We start from the raw sequence: 16,036 nt of genomic DNA, 5'->3' as shown, positions 1-16,036 counted from the left end.
CTGTCATTGGTCAGGTAGCGCGCGCAGCTCCTCCTCGCTGAAGCCTGCCTTGCGGCGTGCTTCCATGTTGAACGGGCCGCGTACGGTGGCCTTGTACTTTACCACCAGTTGGTCGTAGGTCGTTATCGGGTCGATTCCACGCAGGCCGCACAGGTGCCAGTACCAGCGGTTGCCGATTTCCACATGGCCGATTTCGTCGCGCAGGATGATGTCGAGGATGGCGGCCGCCGCCTCGTCGCCGGCCTGCGACAGTTTGGCACGCAGCGGTGGAATGGCATCGAGGCCGCGCGCTTCCAACGTGCGCGGCACCAGGGCCATGCGTGCCATCACGTCACCGGTGGTCTTCTCCACCATTTCCCACAGGCTGCCGTGCGCGCTGTAGTCGCCGTAGGCGCAACCAAGCGTAAGGAGATGGGCCGACAGCAGCGAGAAGTGATAGGCCTCTTCCTTCGCCACGCGCAGCCAGTCGGTATAAAACTGTTCCGGCATCGCGGGGAAGCGCCACATCGCATCCAGCGCCAGGTTGACGGCGTTGAACTCGATATGCGCCAGCGCGTGCACCAGCATGGCCCGTCCCTCCACGGTTGCCATGGAACGGCGGCCCACCAGGCGCGGCGCCACCAGTTCAGGGCGGGCAGGGCGGCCGGGTATCTGCGCATCCGGCGCGCTCAGCGCGGACGCGGCATCGAGTGCGAGTGCGCCGCCGGCCCAGGCTTCGGCCATGGCGGCGACGGCAGCGACTTTGGCAGCGGGATCGGGTTCGACCAGGCATTGCAACGCAAGGCTGCGGAGTTCAGGCTTTGCTTCCATTTTTTTGCACGAGGTAAAGATTGTCTTGCCCTGCGCTCTGTTTTCCGGCGCAGGGCCGACAGTATAGTGCCTGCGTGAGCCAGCGCACCGAACGGCCACAGGCAGGGGCGCAGAATGCCCGCATGGATACCCAAACAATATTATTTGTTGCCTGTGTGCTGTTCGGTGTTGCCGCTGCCGGCGGCATCGTCATGGCGCTGATCCGCCTGGGGAAAAAGGCTAATCCACCGCACTGGATCGCCATGCTGCACGGCTTTATCGCCGCAGCCGGCGTGACGCTGCTGGCGTACGTGACAATCTTCTCGCATGTGCCGGATTTCGCGCAGCTTGGCTTGCTGGCGCTGCTGCTGGCTGCTGCTGGCGGCGTGTGGATGAACCTGGGCCGTCACCAGCAGGGCGTGCTGATACCCAGCGCCGTCATGGTCGGCCACGCACTATTGGCGGTGGCCGGTGTCGCCTTGCTGCTGCTCGCACTCTAGTTGTAGCGCTGGTAGACCCGGGACGAGCCATCGGGCAGTACCATCAGCACGTCGTACGCGTCCTTGCGCGGCCCCTCCATGCCCGGTGAGCCCAGCGGCATGCCCGGCGCAGCCAGGCCTATCGCCTTTGGCCTTGATGCCAGCAGGCGCTTGATGTCCGCTGCCGGCACATGGCCTTCTATCGCATAGCCGTCCACCACCGCCGTGTGGCAGGAGCCGAAGCGGTCAGGAATGCCCATCTTCTCGCGCATGTCGGAAGGGTTGGCGACGTTGTACGCCTCCACCTTGAAGCCGTTGTCGCGCAAATGCTTGACCCATGCTTCGCAACAGCCGCAGGTCGCGCTCTTGTAGACGTTGACGACAGGCGCGGCAGCCATTGCCAGCACCGGCATGGCCAGCATCGCGGCCAGGAATGTTTTGCGGATCTTCATGCGCCCATGGTGCCACGGGCCTGTTCGGCCTCGACATGACCTGGGTCAAAAATATTTGTAGACGACTGGTCTAATTCGGTCTAGACTGTATTTCATGACTTCTACCAATTACGCCGACGTTCGCCAGGGCATTATCGATGCGGCGATGCCGCTGTTCATGCACAAGGGTTTTAACGGCGTCGGGCTGACAGAACTGCTCGGCGCCGCCAGGGTGCCGAAAGGCTCGTTCTATCATTACTTCGGCTCCAAGGAAGTCTTTGGAGCGGCCGTCATCGACAGCTATTTCGAGCGGACCCTGGCGCGCATCGACGATCTGCTGGCGCAGGGAGCCACCGGGCGCGAAGGCCTGCAGAATTACTTCGAGGACTGGCGCGAATGCCAGTTGGGCGAATCCAGCCAGTGCCTGGCCGTCAAGCTGGGCGCGGAAGTGAGCGATTTGTCTGAAGCCCTGCGCGCATCGCTGCATCGCGGCGTCAGCGGCATCACCACGCGGCTGGCGCAATGCATTGAACGCGGCATGGCCGACGGTTCGCTGCCGCAAGGCCTGGACGCCAAAGTGCTGGCCGTTGCCCTGTATCAGAGCTGGGTGGGCGCGAGCCTGCTCGCCAAGATCAACCATGACCGTGCGCCGCTTGATACGGCCATGGCGGGAACGCAGCAAGTACTGAATCAAACGCTGCAAGCGTGAACCGGGCGGGAATGTGACGCAGGCCTCCCGCCTTTTTTGTAATTGTCGACTAGACGACTGGTCTAATACTGAAGGGAGCATCAAAATGACTGCCACTACCAACCGCCGCATTGTCCTGGCCTCGCGCCCGCATGGCGAGCCTGTGCAGGCCGACTTCCGCCTCGAGGAAGGCCCGGTGCCGGAACCGGGCGAAGGCCAGGTCCTGCTGCGCACCCTTTACCTGTCGCTCGACCCGTACATGCGAAACTTGATGGACGAAGTCCCGCCAGCCTACGCGCCGCGCGTGGAGCTGGGCGCTACGATGGTGGGCGGCACCGTCAATCGCGTGGTGGCATCGCGCCATCCCGCTTTCAAGGCAGGCGAAATCGTGCTTGGCAACGCCGGCTGGCAGGATTACGCGCTGTCCGATGGTAGCGACCTGCGCGCCTTGGGCGACATGAAACAGCCATCGCTGGCGCTGGGCGGCCTGGGCATGCCTGCCTTCACCGCCTATGTCGGCCTGCTGGATATTGGCCAGCCCAAGCCGGGCGAAACGGTGGTGGTGGCGGCGGCGACCGGCGCGGTCGGCTCCATCGTCGGCCAACTGGCCAAACTGAAAGGCGCGCGCGTGATTGGCATTGCCGGCGGCGCCGACAAGGTGGCGTTTGCACGTGACGAACTGGGTTTTGACGTCGCCCTGGACCGCCATGACCCGCAACTGGCGCAAAAGCTGGCCGAGGCGGCGCCGGACGGCATCGACGTCTACTTCGAGAACGTGGGCGGAGCCGTTTTCGATGCAGTGTTGCCTCTATTGAACATCGGCGCCCGTGTTCCGGTGATCGGAGTGATCGCCCAATACAATCAGAATGGTGCATTGCACGGCGAAGACCGGTTGCCCAAAGTGATGTCGGCCATCCTGCAAAAGCGCATCCTGATGCAGGGCATGGTCATCCTCGATCACTACGAGACCCGCTATGAGGACTTCGCCCGCGACATGTCGGCCTGGGTTGCAGAGGGCAGAATCAAGGTTTTCGAAGATGTCTTGGACGGCCTGGAGCAGGCCCCGCAGGGCTTGATCGGTTTGTTGCGAGGCAGCAATTTCGGCAAGGTTGTAGTGTGCGTCGCAAATTCCTGAAATGTTGTATATAACACTGGCCGGGGGCTATTTCTGCGTGGCATAATTGATTTAGTTCTTAATAATAATCCTGAACAATTCATGAATGTCACCCGATTGATTATGGCGTTTTCGATGGCCCTGGCCGTCGGCACTGCAGCCGCCGCCCCCCAGCCAACCAATACCTGGGACAACCTCGTAGGCATGAAATACGCCAAGGCGCGCAAGGAAGTCATCGATGCGGGCTGGCGTGCCGACCACCGCGATGCCTCGTCCGAATGGGAGCGCCAGCTCCAGGGGCAGTTCCCCGAACTGCGGTCTTGCGAGGCCGCCAGCGGCCAGTGCACGCACTTTTTCGTGTCGTATGACGGCATCTGCCTGAAGGTAGTAACCGAAGGCGAATCCGTCGCAGCCTTCAAAGTGCGCAGCGTGGCGCAAGGCTGCCCGAAGCAGCAGTAATGTCTTTCACCCTGCGGCCAGCCGCGATGGCCGACATGGCCGAAATCATGCGGCTTGAGCGCGCCGGTTTTGCGGAGGCGATCCAGGAAACTGAGGAAGCTTTTGCCGAGCGCTTGTCTTCCGCGCCCGAAGGATGCTGGGTGCTGGCCGGCGAAGCAAAGCGTTTGTACGGCTACCTTTGTGCCGAATTCTGGCCGCTGGAGCAGGGCTTCAATTCAGCCCGCTTCGCGCGCAACCATGCTGCAGCCGAAGCCCATGTGCCAGACGGCGAAGAAGTCTACGTTTCCTCCATGGTGGTCGATCCCGCAACACGCGGCACTGGCTGGGGGCGCCGGTTGTTCCGCGACGCCCTGGTCGAAATGTTCGCCCGCCACCCACGCTTGCGCAGCACGATCCTGATCGTCAATCCCGAATGGGATGCGGCCCGCCGCATCTACCGCGCCGAAGGCTTTGCCGAAATCGGCGAAATCGAGGGCTATTTCGCCTCCGGCAGCGGCCAGCGCCTGCCCGCCATCGTCATGCGCCGCAACTGACCGGGATTATGCATAATGGTCGCCATGCGAGTCGCGACCTTCAACATCAACGGAATCGGCGCCCGCCTGCCGGCGCTGCTGCAATGGCTGAATGAGACCCAGCCTGACGTGGTGTGCCTGCAGGAGCTGAAAGCCCCGCACGAAAAATTCCCCGAAGCTGCAATCAACGACGCCGGCTATGGCGCCATCTGGCACGGACAGAAAAGCTGGAACGGCGTTGCCATCCTGGCCCGCGGCACCACGCCGGTGGAACTTGGCCGCGCCTTGCCCGGTGATCCGGAAGATGTACAGAGCCGCTATATCGAAGCGATGGTGGGCAAGTTGCTGGTTGCATGCTTGTACCTTCCCAATGGCAATCCGGCGCCCGGTCCCAAATTCGATTACAAGCTCAAATGGTTCGATCGCCTGATAGCGCGCGGAGAAGAACTGGTAGTGTCGAAAAAGCCGGTCATCATGGCCGGCGACTACAACGTGATGCCGACCGAGCTCGATGTGTACAAGCCGGAGCGCTGGGTTGACGACGCGCTGTTCCGCCCCGAAACGCGCGCAGCCTTCGCAAAGCTGGTGGGGCAGGGCTGGACCGACGCCCTGCGCACGATGCATCCCGACGAAAAGATCTACACTTTCTGGGATTACTTCCGCAACGCCTTTGGCCGCGACGCCGGCCTGCGCATCGATCACCTCCTGCTGAATCCGGTGCTGGCGCCGCTCCTGCGCGGCGCGGATGTCGACCGGGTAGTGCGTGGCCGCGAGAAGCCCAGCGACCACGCGCCGACATGGGTTGAGTTAGAGGGCGCCTTCTAAAATTTTCGCAACTGTTGTTTCCACGCGGTATATTGGCTTCACTCCGGAGTTGATCGTTTTGCTAACACTAACCCGAGGAGGCACCATGCGTTACGCACGCAATGCAGCACTGTCCGCACCATCGGCCGAAGCCGAGCCCCTGAACCAGCTGAACATGACGCCGCTGATTGACGTCATGCTGGTCCTGATCATCATGCTGATCGTCACCATCCCGAAAGCCAATCATTCCATCGGCATGGACATGCCGCGGCACAGCGGCGCTATCGAGAAGCTGGCCCAGACGCTGGAAGTCGATTTCGACGGCACGCTGTGGTGGAACGGCGCCCAGCTCGCAAGCCGCGCCGCGCTGGAAGAAAAGCTGGCGGCGCTGAAAGGCGACGACAGCATCCAGCTGCGCTCCAACGGCCTCGCCCCATACAAGGTCGTAGCCGGCGTGCTGGCCACGGCCCAGCGGCTCGGGGTACGCAATATCGCCATCGTAGGAAACGAGCGCTTCCAGTAACCCCAAGTCGGGGTCAGGTCTGTCATTTGGACACCCATGCGGGTTCCTTGATTTATCTCAATACGCAAATTTCGATGATTTCGCGTATTGAGCTAGATCAAACGATTGCGCTAACTGTCCGATTGACAGACCTGACCCCGAATAAAAAAAGGGCGCCGCGAGGCGCCCTTCGTGCTTGGAGAAAGCAGTAACTTAGTTGCCGCAGCCCAGGGATTGGATGCGGTTGTAGGCTGCCTTGGCTTGCACCAGGCCGTAACCGGTCTTGTTATCCTTGCCGGCCACGTCCAGGTCCAGTGCGGACTTGGTCAGGGAGGCGCGGATCTGCGAGCCGGTGCAGCTTGGGAAGTAGGACCATACCAGCGCCGCTACAGCCGATACGTGCGGGGTTGCCATCGAGGTGCCGTCGTAGAAGGAGTAGTTGGTCGGCTTCACTTCCACAGTCGCGGACTGGCCGAGCTGGTTCTTCATCGCTGCGCCGTCAACGTCGGTCGCGGTGACCGATGGGATGCTGGTCACGGTCGTGCCCAGGGTGCCGCCGAAGCTGCCTGCTGCGTTGTTGTACACGATGGCGCCAACGCCGCCGGATGCCTGGCAGTTCGACACTTTGGTCGCGAAGTCTACGGTGCCGCGCTGGATCAGGCAGACCTTGCCGGATACCGAGCTGTTGACCGCATCGCCCAGGCCGAAGTCAGCCAGCGGAGCAGTGCGGGTCACTTTTGGCGAACCGTCCATATCGCCTGGGGTGTACACGGTCGAACCTACGCTCAGGTGGGATTCGGAACCGGCGCCCATCGGCACGGTCGACAGCACAGCCACGCCTGGGCCGGAGATTTCAACCTTGCTGTTGTACTGCGAGAAGTCGGCCCATTGCTTGTTCTCGTTCACAGCGGCGACCATCATCACGCTGGCGTAGCCGGCTGGGTAGGAAATCACGGTGTTGCCGTCATTGCCTGCTGCGGCGATCGACAGCACGCCTTTGGTTTGCAGGGTGTCGAAGGCTTTCTTCTCGGTCTGGCTGGAGCGGCCGCCGCCCAGGGACATCGAGATCACGTTCGCGCCGGCTGCGCCGCACTTGTTGGCTGCAGTTGCCAGGGTCGAGGAGTATGCCCAGCCATCAGCGCCGAACACTTTGACGATGTGCAGCTTCAGCTTCTTGTTCGGGTTCACGCCAACCACGCCCAGGCCGTTGTTGATGCCGGCGATGGTGCCTGCAACGTGCGAGCCGTGGTGGTTTTCGTCGGTATTCCAGTTGCCGGTGCCGGAGTCGTACTCGCCGGTCACCACGTTGCCGTTCAGGTCTTCGTGGGCGTTGTCGTAGCCGGAGTCAATGATGCAGACCTTGCGGTTGGAGGTGTTCGCATCGGACAGCTGGTCCGCTTGCACAGCCTTGATGCCCCATGGTACGAGCTGGCCCAGCTGGTATGGGGTGCCGGTCGAAGGCGAGGTGGTGGCGAACAGCTGGCGCTTGACGTCCTCTTCAACCAGGATCACGTTCGGGTTGTGTTCCAGGCCCTTGATGGCCTGGGTCGGCACTTCGATCGCCATCGCGTCCATGCCGAAGATTTCATGTTTGATGTTGCCCTTGGCAGCAGCGACGGCCGATTTCATGGCGGCTGCCTTGCCTGGCTGGAATTGCACGATGACGCGGGTGGTGTCGTTGGCGGCGAAAGCCTGGCCAGCAGCACCGACAGCAACTACTGCAGCCAGCAGCTTGGCGCCGGCAGCGATTTTCGAAACCTGGAATTGCTTTTGAACCATGGAAATTCTCCCACTCTTGTGTAAGGTGTATGTCCCCGGGCCGTTGTTCGGCGCGAATATTATTTGCCGTATCGCAAAGATTTTGCGTTCGACAGGACTGAGTGTATGGAGAAAAACGCAAGAAATCTATCGAAATGTCTCCAGTTGTATCCAGCTGTTGAATTTGGCATACACATTTGTTAAGAATGAGACATTTTGAAAGTCACTGTCTCAAACTGGACAAACGGAGCCTGGTTTTGCCGTATGCTGCCCGGCATGGACGACTTTATTGAAATCTACGACGGCGCCCTGACGCCCGATCAATGCCAGCAAATTCTGGCGCGCTTCGAAGCCAGCGGCAAAGCCGTGCGCGGCAAGACCGGGCAGGGCGTGGACGTGGCCAAGAAGGACAGCTACGACCTGACCATCAGCCAGCACGCGGAATGGAACGATGTGTCGAACTTGATGATGGCCAGCGTGCTGACCCACCTGTCGGCCTACATGGACAAGTACCGCATGCTGCTGACCGGCGCCTTGTCGCCGCGCGTGGCCGATCCGGAGAGCGGCCAGCCGGTCACGCTCAATATCGACAATTTCGAGCGCTGCGGCCGGCCCTACCTGGCGGAGCTGATCCAGTCCATGTACCGCTGCGGCCCGATCAATGTGCAGAAATACCTGCAGGCCAGCGGCGGCTACCACCATTGGCATTCCGAGATCTATCCGCAGAATGCCAGTTGTGAAACGCTGCACCGCGCCTTGCTGTTCCAGTTCTACCTGAACGACGTGGCGGAGGGCGGGGAAACGGAGTTCTTCTATCAGCAGCGCAAGGTGGAAGCGCGCCAGGGCCGGCTGATCATCGCGCCGGCCGGCTTCACCCATACGCACAAGGGAAATGTATCGCGCAGCGGCGATAAATATGTGGCTACTTCGTGGATCCTGTTCCAGCGCGCCGAAGCGATGTTCGGCGCGCCGGCTTGAGGCGCGCGTTGGAAGGGATCAGGCGCGGCGACGGCGGCGTACCAGGGCCATTGCACCCAGGCCGCCCAGCAGCAGGGCGCCGCTGACGGGTTCCGGCACGTCGGCCGGAGGCGCGGCGCGCTCGCCGTCAACGCTGAGATTGTCGATTGCCCAGCTCTCGTCGTCGCCTGCCTGCCACACGTTGCCGGAAGCGAAGAACTCGATGGTGTGCACGCCGGCAGCCAGGTTGCCCAGGTTGAAGGTCATGTTATAGGCCTGGTCTTCCGAGCCGGAGAAACCGAGGTGGGTGTGGGACAGCAGGGTCAGGTGCGAGTCGGAAGCGGATGCGCCGAAAGTGTCGAAGTTCTGCTGGTACAGCAGGGTGCCGTCGACGCGGATATTGAAGTAATCCGGGCCGCAGCAGTTACTGCCATCCCACGAATCGATGGCGCCGAACGACAGTTTCAGCGTGGCGTCGCTGACCGCGCCTTCAAGATTCAGGTTCAGGACCGAGGCGGCTGCTGGATTGCCCGCGGCCGAGTTGCGCAGCATCTGGTTGCCAAAACCCACCTGGCCGTAGCCCTGGGTCCCGGTCAGGAAGCCGGCGCCGGTGAAACCGTTCGCGTTGGCTTCGAAATTGTTGGAGTAGAGGACGGATGCCGACGCCGGGATGGTGGCGGCTGCTGCCAGTGCGGCGAGGATTGCTTTGAATTTCATTAAGGTTTCCATAATTATTGTTGGTCAAACAGGAATGCCTTAAAGCAAATCTTGTGCCACGTAAATAAATCAATGACTTATGCAAGAAGCATTTATCGACTGTAAAGTTTTCCGACAGCAATTCGCCAATCGAGATTGACGCCCAGGCTGGCCAGGATGATCAGGGCGAAGCCCGTGACCTGCCACGCGCTGATCAGGTGGCCATAGACCACGTAGTCCCAGCACACCGCCGCTGCGGGATAAATGAAGGTCAGTACCGCGATCGCCGCCGTTTCCATGTGCGGCGTGGCGCCGTAGATCATTACGTAGGCCAGGGCAGTGGGCACCAGGCCGAGGGTGGCGAGCCAGCCCCATTGCGCGGCGTCCAGGCCGCCGGGGGGAATCCTGGTGAAGGCGGCCAGCAGCAGCGCGCCGGCCATGCAGTGCACCAGGGCCGTCAGGTGTGGCGGCGTGCCGCGCATCGACTTGGTGGCCAGCGTTACGCCCGCGTAGGCCAGGGCGCCGGTCAGTGTGCTGGCGATGCCGAGCAGGTAATTGGCGTCCATCGGCGCGTCGAAGCGCACGCCGCAGGCCAGCGCCAGGCCGCCAAAGCCCAGTAACACCCAGGCCAGCTTGTTGGCCGCCAGCCGTTCGCGCAGGATCAGCGCGCCGAGCAGCAGCACCATGAAGGGCTGCACGTGGAAGACAATGGTGGCGACCGCGATGCCGATGCGCCGGATCGCTTCGAAGAACGTCACCCAGTTCACCACCATCAGCACGCCGCTGAAGGCCGCCAGCCTGAATGCGCGCGGCGGCATGTTCTCGCGCCTGAACATGCCTTTCCAGCCGCAATAGAGCGCCAGCGCAAGGGCGCCGATGGCGCAGCGGAAGAACACTGTGGTGACTGGATCGAGGCCCGCCTCCTGGACGTAGACACCCAGGGTGCTCAGCATGAGCATGGCGACGGTGTAGGGGAGGACGGGATGGCGCATTGCCATCATCATCGCATGAAAAAAGGGGACGTATCCCTTAAAAAAAAGGGTACGTCCCCCTTAATGGGTACGTCCCCTTTTTTTTACTGCACGGTGAGGATGACCTTGACGCTGTCGTCGACGGCGGATTTCTCAATATAGCCGATAGCCTGCACGTCGGCTGCCACGGCTTTCTTCACTTCGGCGCTGGACTCGTACTCCTTGGGCGCCGTTCCTTTGCCGGTAAACACCAGCTTCGACCACTGCGCCTTGACCTGGGCGCTGTCCTTGCCCAGCACCTTCTGGCTGAATTCATTGCGCAGCGGGCCTTCGGTGTGTTCGACCGGCGTGAACAAGGTCGATTTGCCGAGGAAGAATTGGGCCGCCTGCTCGCTGAACATGCGCGAGGCCGGGTTCTTCGGATTGACGATCACCACAATTTCGGCTGCCAGCGCGGGCAGGGCGGCACACAACATCGCTGCGGCAAGCAGCGGCTTGATTCGCTTGTCCATGGCTGCCTCCTCAGAACACGAAGTCGAGAGCTACCGCATACACATTCACCGACTCATTGAAGCCAGGCTTGTAATTGATGAATGCGCCGGGGCCATCTTTCGGCTTGATGTGGTCGACCTGTACTTTCAGTGCCAGCGACTTGTAGAAGTCCCAGCGCACGCCGATCGCGTCGGACGATTGCAGGGCCGCCTTGGCCAGGCCGTTCACGCCCGCGGCAAGCGGCGCCAGCGGTCCGCTGGTGGGCAAGCCGGCGACGCTGCGGTCGGACTTCTGCTTGATGCTGCCGTGGTAGTAGTAGGGCAGGAACTTGCCGAAGCGGTAGCCAGCCATCGCGTACCACGAGTTGGTGTCGTGCACGATCAGCGTATCGGTGCGGCGCATGGCGTATTCGGCCTGCAGCACCACGTTTTTCCAGTCCATGGTGCCGCCTACGGAGGTGAAAGTGCCCTTCACGTCGTTCAGCGGCATCATGTTCGCCACCGAAGCCAGGCCCACGGTGCGCAGCGTGGTCACCAGCCCGGTCAGCGTGGGGTTGTCGACCACGCTGAAGTCGGCCTGGGCGCGGCCGAAGCGCAGCGTGAACGGGCCGTTTTCCGCCACGACGTGCAGCAGCAGCATCTTGCGGAACTCGATGTTCTGCGCCGGCTGGTCGACGTCGGCCCGACCGGTGCCAAGCTGCACGCTCAGCGAGGTATCGCCGAAGCTGTGCTGGTACAGCACGTCGACGCCGTCGAAGGAATCGAGCGTGACCTGGCGATAGACTTCAGCGGGCGGGCGCAGCATGGTGTTGGCATAGCCCACATTGCGGAAGTCGGAAATCATGTAGATCGGCGCGCCCATGCGGCCGACGCGCACGCTGAAATCGTCGTTGAGCTTGAACTTGGCGAAAGCCCACGCGGCCTGGGCGCGGTAATGGTCGATGGCGTCCTTGCGCACCAGGCCCTGGCCGGTGAACGAGATCATGTCGTTGACCTTGACCGTGGCCTGGATGCCGAAATTCGAGTCGACGCCGGTGCGCCAATCCTTCTTCACGCCGGATGCCTGGTTGGGCCGGATGAATTCTGCGTCGTCGGTGTCGGTGGAGGTCAGGGCAGCGGTGCCAAAGCCGCTGATGGTGACGGTAGGCCCGCCTTCCTGGGCGCTTGCCGTGATGGTGAAACTGGCTGCTGAAAGCGCGGCAAGCGCGCTGCACATTCTTTTCATCGTCATGCTCTCTCCCGTTGTTATTGGTGGTGAACAAGCTGACTACGGGGCTAAGTGTCACAGATTGCAGGCAGGTGCGCCACCGTTCGTGGTAGGCGCGCAACAATGAAAAAAGCCCGCTACTGCGGGCTTTCATGTGGGGAGGGTGCTGCTTACTTCGCTTTGCCCAGTTCGGAGCGGTGGCGCGAGTAGCCGAAATACACGACCAGGCCGATGGCCAGCCAAATGCCGAAGGCGATCCAGGTAATGGCCGACAGGAAGGCCATCAGGGCCAGGCAGAAGGCGACCGCCAGGCCCGGAACCACCGGCACGCCAGGGCAGCGGAAGGCGCGGTGCAGGTCGGGTCGCTTCTTGCGCATGATGATCACGGCGATCGACACCAGGCAGAAGGCAGCCAGGGTACCCATGTTGACCAGTTCGGCCAGCACGTTCAGCGGCACCAGGGCGGCGATGAAGCCGAAGATCAGGCCGACCATCCAGGTGGCGAAGAACGGGGTGTGGTATTTCGGGTGCACCTGGGACAGCTTCTTCGGCAGCAGGCCGTCGCGCGACATGGCGAAGATGATGCGGGTCTGGCCGTAGGCCATCACCAGGATCACGGTGGTCATGCCGAGAATGGCGCCCAGCGATACCCAGCCGGCGAACCAGTTTTCACCGGCGTATTGCAGGGCCAGCGAGACCGGGTGGTCGACGCCCAGGAATTGCTTGTAAGGGACGATGCCGGTCATGATGCCGGCCACGATCACGTACAGGATGGTGCAGACGGCCAGCGAGCCGATGATGCCGATTGGCAGGTCGCGCTCAGGGCGCTTCACTTCTTCGGCGGCGGAAGTTACGGCGTCGAAGCCGATGAAGGCGAAGAACACCAGGGCCGCCGCGCTCATCACGCCGGAGGCGCCGAAGGGCATGAATGGCTGCCAGTTAGCTGGCTGCACGTGGCCGGCGCCAACGCCGATGAACAGCAGCACCACGCCGATCTTGATGACCACCATGATGTTGTTGACGCGGGCCGATTCGCGCACGCCCCAGCCCAGCATGGCGGTCAGCACGATCATGATCACGAAGGCTGGCAGGTTGAACAGGGTGGTCGTGCCAGGCACGGCGCCAGGGGCGGCGGTCAGCGCGGTCGGCAGGTGGATGCCGATGCCGGCGATCAGCGATTGGAAGTAGCCGGACCAGGCCACCGACACGGCGGACGTGGCAAGGCCATATTCGAGCATCAGGTCCCAGCCGATCATCCATGCCACCAGCTCGCCCAGGGTGGCGTAGCTATAAGTGTAGATGGAGCCGGCCACCGGAACGGTCGAGGCGAATTCGGCGTAGCACAGGGCGGCGAAACCGCAGGCCAGCGCTGCGACCACGAAGGAAATCGTCAGGGCCGGGCCAGCGGTCAGTGCGCCGGTGCCGGTCAAGACGAAGATGCCGGTACCGACGATGGCGCCAATGCCCATCAGCACCAGGTCCATCGGACCCAGCACTTTCTGCAGGCCGCCCGGGGTACGGGTGGCTGCTACCATGTCGTCCAGGTTCTTAGTCCTAAAAATGCTCACTAGTCTCTCCAATATCTCTTCTCTTTTGGGATCGCCAAAAAAAGGCTGCCGCATATTAGCACACGGGTTTGAGGGGGATGTTGTAGGATTGTAAATCTGAATTGTTTGTTGCCTTAAAAGTCCTTGCCCCACAGATGAAATATATGATACTCGCCGCGGCTGCTGCCGCGACCACTTTTGCCGGCGCCGCCTTCGCCCAGCCGATGCCGCCGCAGCCCGATACCCCGGCCTATAAAGCCTGCATGGCGGAGGAGGGCGAACTGCGTCCCCAGCGCCAGGCCCTGGCGCGCCGCTTCCGCGAGCATGAAGCGGCACTGGAGCGCACTTCGGCCGCGCTGTCGGCGCACGAAGCCGCATCGGCCCAGGTCAATCGGACCGACAACGCGGCCGTCGCCGCATACAATGCCCGTCAGGATGAATTGAACGCCCAGGCAGCGAGCCTGAACGCGGCCGGCACCAGCCTGGAAAAAGAGCTGCATGCCTTCAATGCTCGCGTCGCTGCCGGCAATATCCGCTGCGGCAACATCCTCGCGCCTTATAAAGTTCGCAAGAAGGAGAAATGATGCGCAAGATCCTCGTCCTCGCCTTCGCGCTGGCCGGCGCCAGCGTCCAGGCCGCGCCGCTGCCGGCGCCGGCGCGTGCCGAAGTCGACGCGCTGCTGACGCGCTTGCAATCGTCCGGCTGCCAGTTCAACCGCAACGGCAGCTGGTATAGCGGCGCCGACGCCAGGACCCACCTGCTGCGCAAGCTGGAATATCTCGAGAAGAAAGACTTGGTCAAGAACGCCGAGCAGTTCATCGAGCTTGGCGCCAGCGCCAGCAGCTCGAGCGGCAAGCCATATACGGTCAAGTGCGGCGCGGCGGCGCCGGTAGAAAGCAAGGCCTGGCTGAGCGCCGAGCTGAAAGCCATCCGCGCGCACTGACTGCGAGGCTAGCGGTATAGTGGGCCAGGAGGACAGCCCGCCATGCACCACCAGACCGCCAGCATCGCCACGCCCGCCGGAGAAGTGGAAGGCACGCTCGACCTGCCGATAGGGGCGAAGGGCGTGGTCTTGTTCGCGCATGGCAGCGGCAGCAGCCGCTTCAGCCCGCGCAACAATTTCGTGGCCGGCGTCTTGCGCACGGCCGGCATCGGCACCTTGCTGATGGACTTGCTCACGCCTGCCGAGGACGACGTCTACCGCATCCGTTTCAATATCATCCTGCTGACCGAACGCCTTGGCATGGCGGCCGACTGGCTGGCGGCGTCCGAAGCGGCGCGCGGCCTGCCGCTTGGCCTGTTTGGCGCCAGTACCGGCGCCGCAGCGGCCTTGCAACTGGCCGCTGAGCGCAAGGGCGGGGTGGCGGCCGTCGTTTCGCGTGGCGGACGGCCCGACCTGACCGGGCAGGTGGCGCTGGCGCGCGTGACGGCGCCAACCCTGTTCATCGTGGGCAGCCGCGATGAAGGCGTCATCGAACTCAACGAATCGGCCTACCTCCAGCTGAATTGCAAAAAACGCATCGACATCGTGCCCGGGGCGACTCATCTGTTTGAAGAGCCGGGCGCACTGGAAGAAGTGGCCCGCCTGGCGCGCGACTGGTTCAGCCAGCACCTTTCATCATGAATGGTGAAGAATGGTGAGAATGCGTGCATTTTTAACCCCATCTGCATCGCTATAATTTTCCCCATCTATTGGGAGAGCGTATGGCGCTGCATTTGAAGAAGGCAATGTTCAGGAATTCATTAGTCAACAGCGTTGTTTGTGCCGCGCTGGCTGCCATTCTCATCCCATTGCTTGGCGCACCCGGCGGCATGCTTTGGCCAGGCATGCTGATTTGCAGTGTCGGCGTGCTGACCTTCCTGCGCACTGCCTGGAAGATCAGGAAAGGCCTGCTGTCCCGCCTGCAGGACCTCGCCTCTTACGTGCATATCGATCGCGACAGCGAGCAAGCGCGCAAGCAGGTCGACTGGAGCCTGATCGACGATTACGCGACCCAGCTCGCCACCCGCGGTTTTCGCCCGCTTGGCGACTATACAACCTATCCAAGTGCGCCAACCCTGGCCGGTGTCGCTGCCATGTTCACGGACGCCGAAGGCAGCATGATTATCGAAATCCAGCAATTGAAGCTCTTGCCGCAGGCAGGCAAGGCTGCGCTGAACGATGGGATCTATTTCAGCATCATGTCGATGGTGGGCGGCAGCATTCGTGTGGTCACCAGCAACCATAAGCCGATGGCTGTCACCTACCTGATGCGTGGCGAGCACGATGTGACGACTGCACGGCCGGGCAGCGGACTGATGGAACTGCTTGCGACGCACACCGATCTGCTGTCCCGCCTGCGCGAACGGGTCGGCAAGGCGCCTTCCACCGGCTTGACTGTCGAACGTTATGTATTGGCAATTCGCGAGGCCCAAGCCCAGGCACGCAGCCGTCTCAGCGCTATGAGCGGCTATGCGATTGCCTGCGCGGTCGACCGCTTCGATGCCGACCGTTTGCTGCGCTGGACGCCGCAGATTGCGGACCTCAAGGAAGTACCGCAGCGTCGCCTGGAGGAACTGGACAACGGCTTCGGTTCGGACGTCCAGCCGCCAATCTTCCACGAATCACTGGCGACGCAATTCTGAGGGCAA

The 16,036-nt window shown here is 62.1% G+C and carries 20 protein-coding genes; 12 read left to right on the top strand and 8 right to left on the bottom strand.

What is annotated here, in order from left to right; translation table 11 throughout:
- Positions 1-3: 3 nt before the first annotated feature.
- Positions 4-810, bottom strand: coding sequence for a ferritin-like domain-containing protein (locus tag ACN9M3_RS19915; protein ID WP_426318410.1), 807 nt, complete (start codon positions 808-810; stop codon positions 4-6).
- 122 nt (positions 811-932) lie between these two features.
- Between ACN9M3_RS19915 and ACN9M3_RS19910 the strand changes: the two genes are divergently transcribed.
- A complete protein-coding gene (locus tag ACN9M3_RS19910) occupies positions 933-1,289 on the top strand; it encodes a hypothetical protein (protein WP_426162264.1) in 357 nt (118 codons plus the stop codon).
- On the opposite strand, the gene ACN9M3_RS19905 is transcribed toward ACN9M3_RS19910, so the two are convergent.
- The gene (locus ACN9M3_RS19905) at positions 1,286-1,720 is read right to left on the bottom strand and encodes a DUF411 domain-containing protein (RefSeq protein WP_426162263.1); all 435 of its coding nucleotides are present in this window, start codon (positions 1,718-1,720) and stop codon (positions 1,286-1,288) included. The two genes, ACN9M3_RS19910 and ACN9M3_RS19905, sit on opposite strands and share 4 nt — an antisense overlap.
- A 94-nt stretch (positions 1,721-1,814) precedes the next feature.
- On the opposite strand from ACN9M3_RS19905, the gene ACN9M3_RS19900 reads away from it, so the two are divergent.
- The 6 genes from ACN9M3_RS19900 to ACN9M3_RS19875 all read left to right on the top strand — a co-directional run bounded on the left by ACN9M3_RS19900 (position 1,815) and on the right by ACN9M3_RS19875 (position 5,799).
- On the top strand, positions 1,815-2,408 hold the full coding sequence (locus ACN9M3_RS19900) for a TetR/AcrR family transcriptional regulator (protein ID WP_426318409.1): 594 nt from the start codon (positions 1,815-1,817) through the stop codon (positions 2,406-2,408).
- Between the two features lie 79 nt (positions 2,409-2,487).
- A complete protein-coding gene (locus tag ACN9M3_RS19895; RefSeq protein ID WP_426323807.1) occupies positions 2,488-3,522 on the top strand; it encodes an NADP-dependent oxidoreductase in 1,035 nt (344 codons plus the stop codon).
- Between the two features lie 81 nt (positions 3,523-3,603).
- On the top strand, positions 3,604-3,960 hold the full coding sequence (locus ACN9M3_RS19890; RefSeq protein ID WP_426318408.1) for a hypothetical protein: 357 nt from the start codon (positions 3,604-3,606) through the stop codon (positions 3,958-3,960).
- The gene (locus ACN9M3_RS19885; RefSeq protein ID WP_426318407.1) at positions 3,960-4,493 is read left to right on the top strand and encodes a GNAT family N-acetyltransferase; all 534 of its coding nucleotides are present in this window, start codon (positions 3,960-3,962) and stop codon (positions 4,491-4,493) included. The genes ACN9M3_RS19890 and ACN9M3_RS19885 overlap by 1 nt, the downstream gene beginning before the upstream one ends.
- 24 nt (positions 4,494-4,517) lie before the next feature.
- Complete coding sequence (gene xth, locus ACN9M3_RS19880) at positions 4,518-5,297, top strand: exodeoxyribonuclease III (RefSeq protein ID WP_426323805.1); 780 nt, start codon at positions 4,518-4,520, stop codon at positions 5,295-5,297.
- Positions 5,298-5,382: 85 nt separating this feature from the next.
- A complete protein-coding gene (locus ACN9M3_RS19875) occupies positions 5,383-5,799 on the top strand; it encodes an ExbD/TolR family protein (protein WP_426318406.1) in 417 nt (138 codons plus the stop codon).
- A 192-nt stretch (positions 5,800-5,991) separates the two neighbouring features.
- Here ACN9M3_RS19875 and ACN9M3_RS19870 read toward each other — a convergent pair whose 3' ends face one another.
- Entirely contained in the window at positions 5,992-7,557 is a 1,566-nt protein-coding gene (locus ACN9M3_RS19870) for a S8 family serine peptidase (RefSeq protein ID WP_426318405.1), read from the bottom strand.
- A 255-nt stretch (positions 7,558-7,812) separates the two neighbouring features.
- Here ACN9M3_RS19870 and ACN9M3_RS19865 point away from each other — a divergent pair, with 255 nt between their 5' ends.
- Positions 7,813-8,514: a 2OG-Fe(II) oxygenase gene (locus ACN9M3_RS19865; protein WP_426318404.1), complete on the top strand. Its 702-nt coding sequence runs from the start codon at positions 7,813-7,815 to the stop codon at positions 8,512-8,514.
- Positions 8,515-8,532: 18 nt separating this feature from the next.
- On the opposite strand, the gene ACN9M3_RS19860 is transcribed toward ACN9M3_RS19865, so the two are convergent.
- The 5 genes from ACN9M3_RS19860 to ACN9M3_RS19840 all read right to left on the bottom strand — a co-directional run bounded on the left by ACN9M3_RS19860 (position 8,533) and on the right by ACN9M3_RS19840 (position 13,426).
- Positions 8,533-9,210 carry a PEP-CTERM sorting domain-containing protein gene (locus tag ACN9M3_RS19860; RefSeq protein WP_426318403.1) on the bottom strand — a complete coding sequence of 226 codons (678 nt, stop codon included), beginning with the start codon at positions 9,208-9,210 and terminating at the stop codon, positions 8,533-8,535.
- A gap of 92 nt (positions 9,211-9,302) precedes the next feature.
- On the bottom strand, positions 9,303-10,181 hold the full coding sequence (locus ACN9M3_RS19855) for a DMT family transporter (RefSeq protein ID WP_426318402.1): 879 nt from the start codon (positions 10,179-10,181) through the stop codon (positions 9,303-9,305).
- Positions 10,182-10,264: 83 nt separating this feature from the next.
- Positions 10,265-10,672: a hypothetical protein gene (locus ACN9M3_RS19850; RefSeq protein WP_426318401.1), complete on the bottom strand. Its 408-nt coding sequence runs from the start codon at positions 10,670-10,672 to the stop codon at positions 10,265-10,267.
- A gap of 10 nt (positions 10,673-10,682) precedes the next feature.
- Complete coding sequence (locus ACN9M3_RS19845) at positions 10,683-11,882, bottom strand: porin (RefSeq protein ID WP_426318400.1); 1,200 nt, start codon at positions 11,880-11,882, stop codon at positions 10,683-10,685.
- A gap of 146 nt (positions 11,883-12,028) precedes the next feature.
- Positions 12,029-13,426, bottom strand: coding sequence for an amino acid permease (locus ACN9M3_RS19840; RefSeq protein ID WP_426162252.1), 1,398 nt, complete (start codon positions 13,424-13,426; stop codon positions 12,029-12,031).
- A 143-nt stretch (positions 13,427-13,569) separates the two neighbouring features.
- On the opposite strand from ACN9M3_RS19840, the gene ACN9M3_RS19835 reads away from it, so the two are divergent.
- The 4 genes from ACN9M3_RS19835 to ACN9M3_RS19820 all read left to right on the top strand — a co-directional run bounded on the left by ACN9M3_RS19835 (position 13,570) and on the right by ACN9M3_RS19820 (position 16,030).
- Complete coding sequence (locus ACN9M3_RS19835) at positions 13,570-13,989, top strand: hypothetical protein (protein WP_426162251.1); 420 nt, start codon at positions 13,570-13,572, stop codon at positions 13,987-13,989.
- A complete protein-coding gene (locus ACN9M3_RS19830; RefSeq protein ID WP_426162250.1) occupies positions 13,986-14,348 on the top strand; it encodes a DUF5329 family protein in 363 nt (120 codons plus the stop codon). Before ACN9M3_RS19835 ends, ACN9M3_RS19830 begins: the two co-directional genes overlap by 4 nt.
- A 42-nt stretch (positions 14,349-14,390) precedes the next feature.
- Positions 14,391-15,029, top strand: a complete 639-nt coding sequence (locus ACN9M3_RS19825) for a dienelactone hydrolase family protein (RefSeq protein WP_426318399.1) — start codon at positions 14,391-14,393, stop codon at positions 15,027-15,029.
- Positions 15,030-15,109: 80 nt separating this feature from the next.
- Entirely contained in the window at positions 15,110-16,030 is a 921-nt protein-coding gene (locus ACN9M3_RS19820; protein WP_426162247.1) for a hypothetical protein, read from the top strand.
- Positions 16,031-16,036 lie beyond the last annotated feature (6 nt).

This window comes from Pseudoduganella sp. R-43, from assembly GCF_049913255.1.
Taxonomy (GTDB): Bacteria; Pseudomonadota; Gammaproteobacteria; order Burkholderiales; family Burkholderiaceae_D; genus Rugamonas.
The sequence above is the reverse complement of the archived record's forward strand: the minus strand, read 5'-3'. Positions and strand labels throughout refer to the sequence as shown.

Excerpts from the sequence above, each read along its gene's own strand:
- ACN9M3_RS19915 (WP_426318410.1), bottom strand. The coding sequence starts at position 810 with ATGGAAGCAAAGCCTGAACTCCGCAGCCTTGCGTTGCAATGCCTGGTC.
- ACN9M3_RS19910 (WP_426162264.1), top strand. The coding sequence starts at position 933 with ATGGATACCCAAACAATATTATTTGTTGCCTGTGTGCTGTTCGGTGTT.
- ACN9M3_RS19905 (WP_426162263.1), bottom strand. The coding sequence starts at position 1,720 with ATGAAGATCCGCAAAACATTCCTGGCCGCGATGCTGGCCATGCCGGTG.
- ACN9M3_RS19900 (WP_426318409.1), top strand. The coding sequence starts at position 1,815 with ATGACTTCTACCAATTACGCCGACGTTCGCCAGGGCATTATCGATGCG.
- ACN9M3_RS19890 (WP_426318408.1), top strand. The coding sequence starts at position 3,604 with ATGAATGTCACCCGATTGATTATGGCGTTTTCGATGGCCCTGGCCGTC.
- ACN9M3_RS19885 (WP_426318407.1), top strand. The coding sequence starts at position 3,960 with ATGTCTTTCACCCTGCGGCCAGCCGCGATGGCCGACATGGCCGAAATC.
- xth (WP_426323805.1), top strand. The coding sequence starts at position 4,518 with ATGCGAGTCGCGACCTTCAACATCAACGGAATCGGCGCCCGCCTGCCG.
- ACN9M3_RS19875 (WP_426318406.1), top strand. The coding sequence starts at position 5,383 with ATGCGTTACGCACGCAATGCAGCACTGTCCGCACCATCGGCCGAAGCC.
- ACN9M3_RS19870 (WP_426318405.1), bottom strand. The coding sequence starts at position 7,557 with ATGGTTCAAAAGCAATTCCAGGTTTCGAAAATCGCTGCCGGCGCCAAG.
- ACN9M3_RS19865 (WP_426318404.1), top strand. The coding sequence starts at position 7,813 with ATGGACGACTTTATTGAAATCTACGACGGCGCCCTGACGCCCGATCAA.
- ACN9M3_RS19860 (WP_426318403.1), bottom strand. The coding sequence starts at position 9,210 with ATGAAATTCAAAGCAATCCTCGCCGCACTGGCAGCAGCCGCCACCATC.
- ACN9M3_RS19855 (WP_426318402.1), bottom strand. The coding sequence starts at position 10,181 with ATGCGCCATCCCGTCCTCCCCTACACCGTCGCCATGCTCATGCTGAGC.
- ACN9M3_RS19850 (WP_426318401.1), bottom strand. The coding sequence starts at position 10,672 with ATGGACAAGCGAATCAAGCCGCTGCTTGCCGCAGCGATGTTGTGTGCC.
- ACN9M3_RS19845 (WP_426318400.1), bottom strand. The coding sequence starts at position 11,882 with ATGACGATGAAAAGAATGTGCAGCGCGCTTGCCGCGCTTTCAGCAGCC.
- ACN9M3_RS19835 (WP_426162251.1), top strand. The coding sequence starts at position 13,570 with ATGATACTCGCCGCGGCTGCTGCCGCGACCACTTTTGCCGGCGCCGCC.
- ACN9M3_RS19830 (WP_426162250.1), top strand. The coding sequence starts at position 13,986 with ATGATGCGCAAGATCCTCGTCCTCGCCTTCGCGCTGGCCGGCGCCAGC.
- ACN9M3_RS19825 (WP_426318399.1), top strand. The coding sequence starts at position 14,391 with ATGCACCACCAGACCGCCAGCATCGCCACGCCCGCCGGAGAAGTGGAA.
- ACN9M3_RS19820 (WP_426162247.1), top strand. The coding sequence starts at position 15,110 with ATGGCGCTGCATTTGAAGAAGGCAATGTTCAGGAATTCATTAGTCAAC.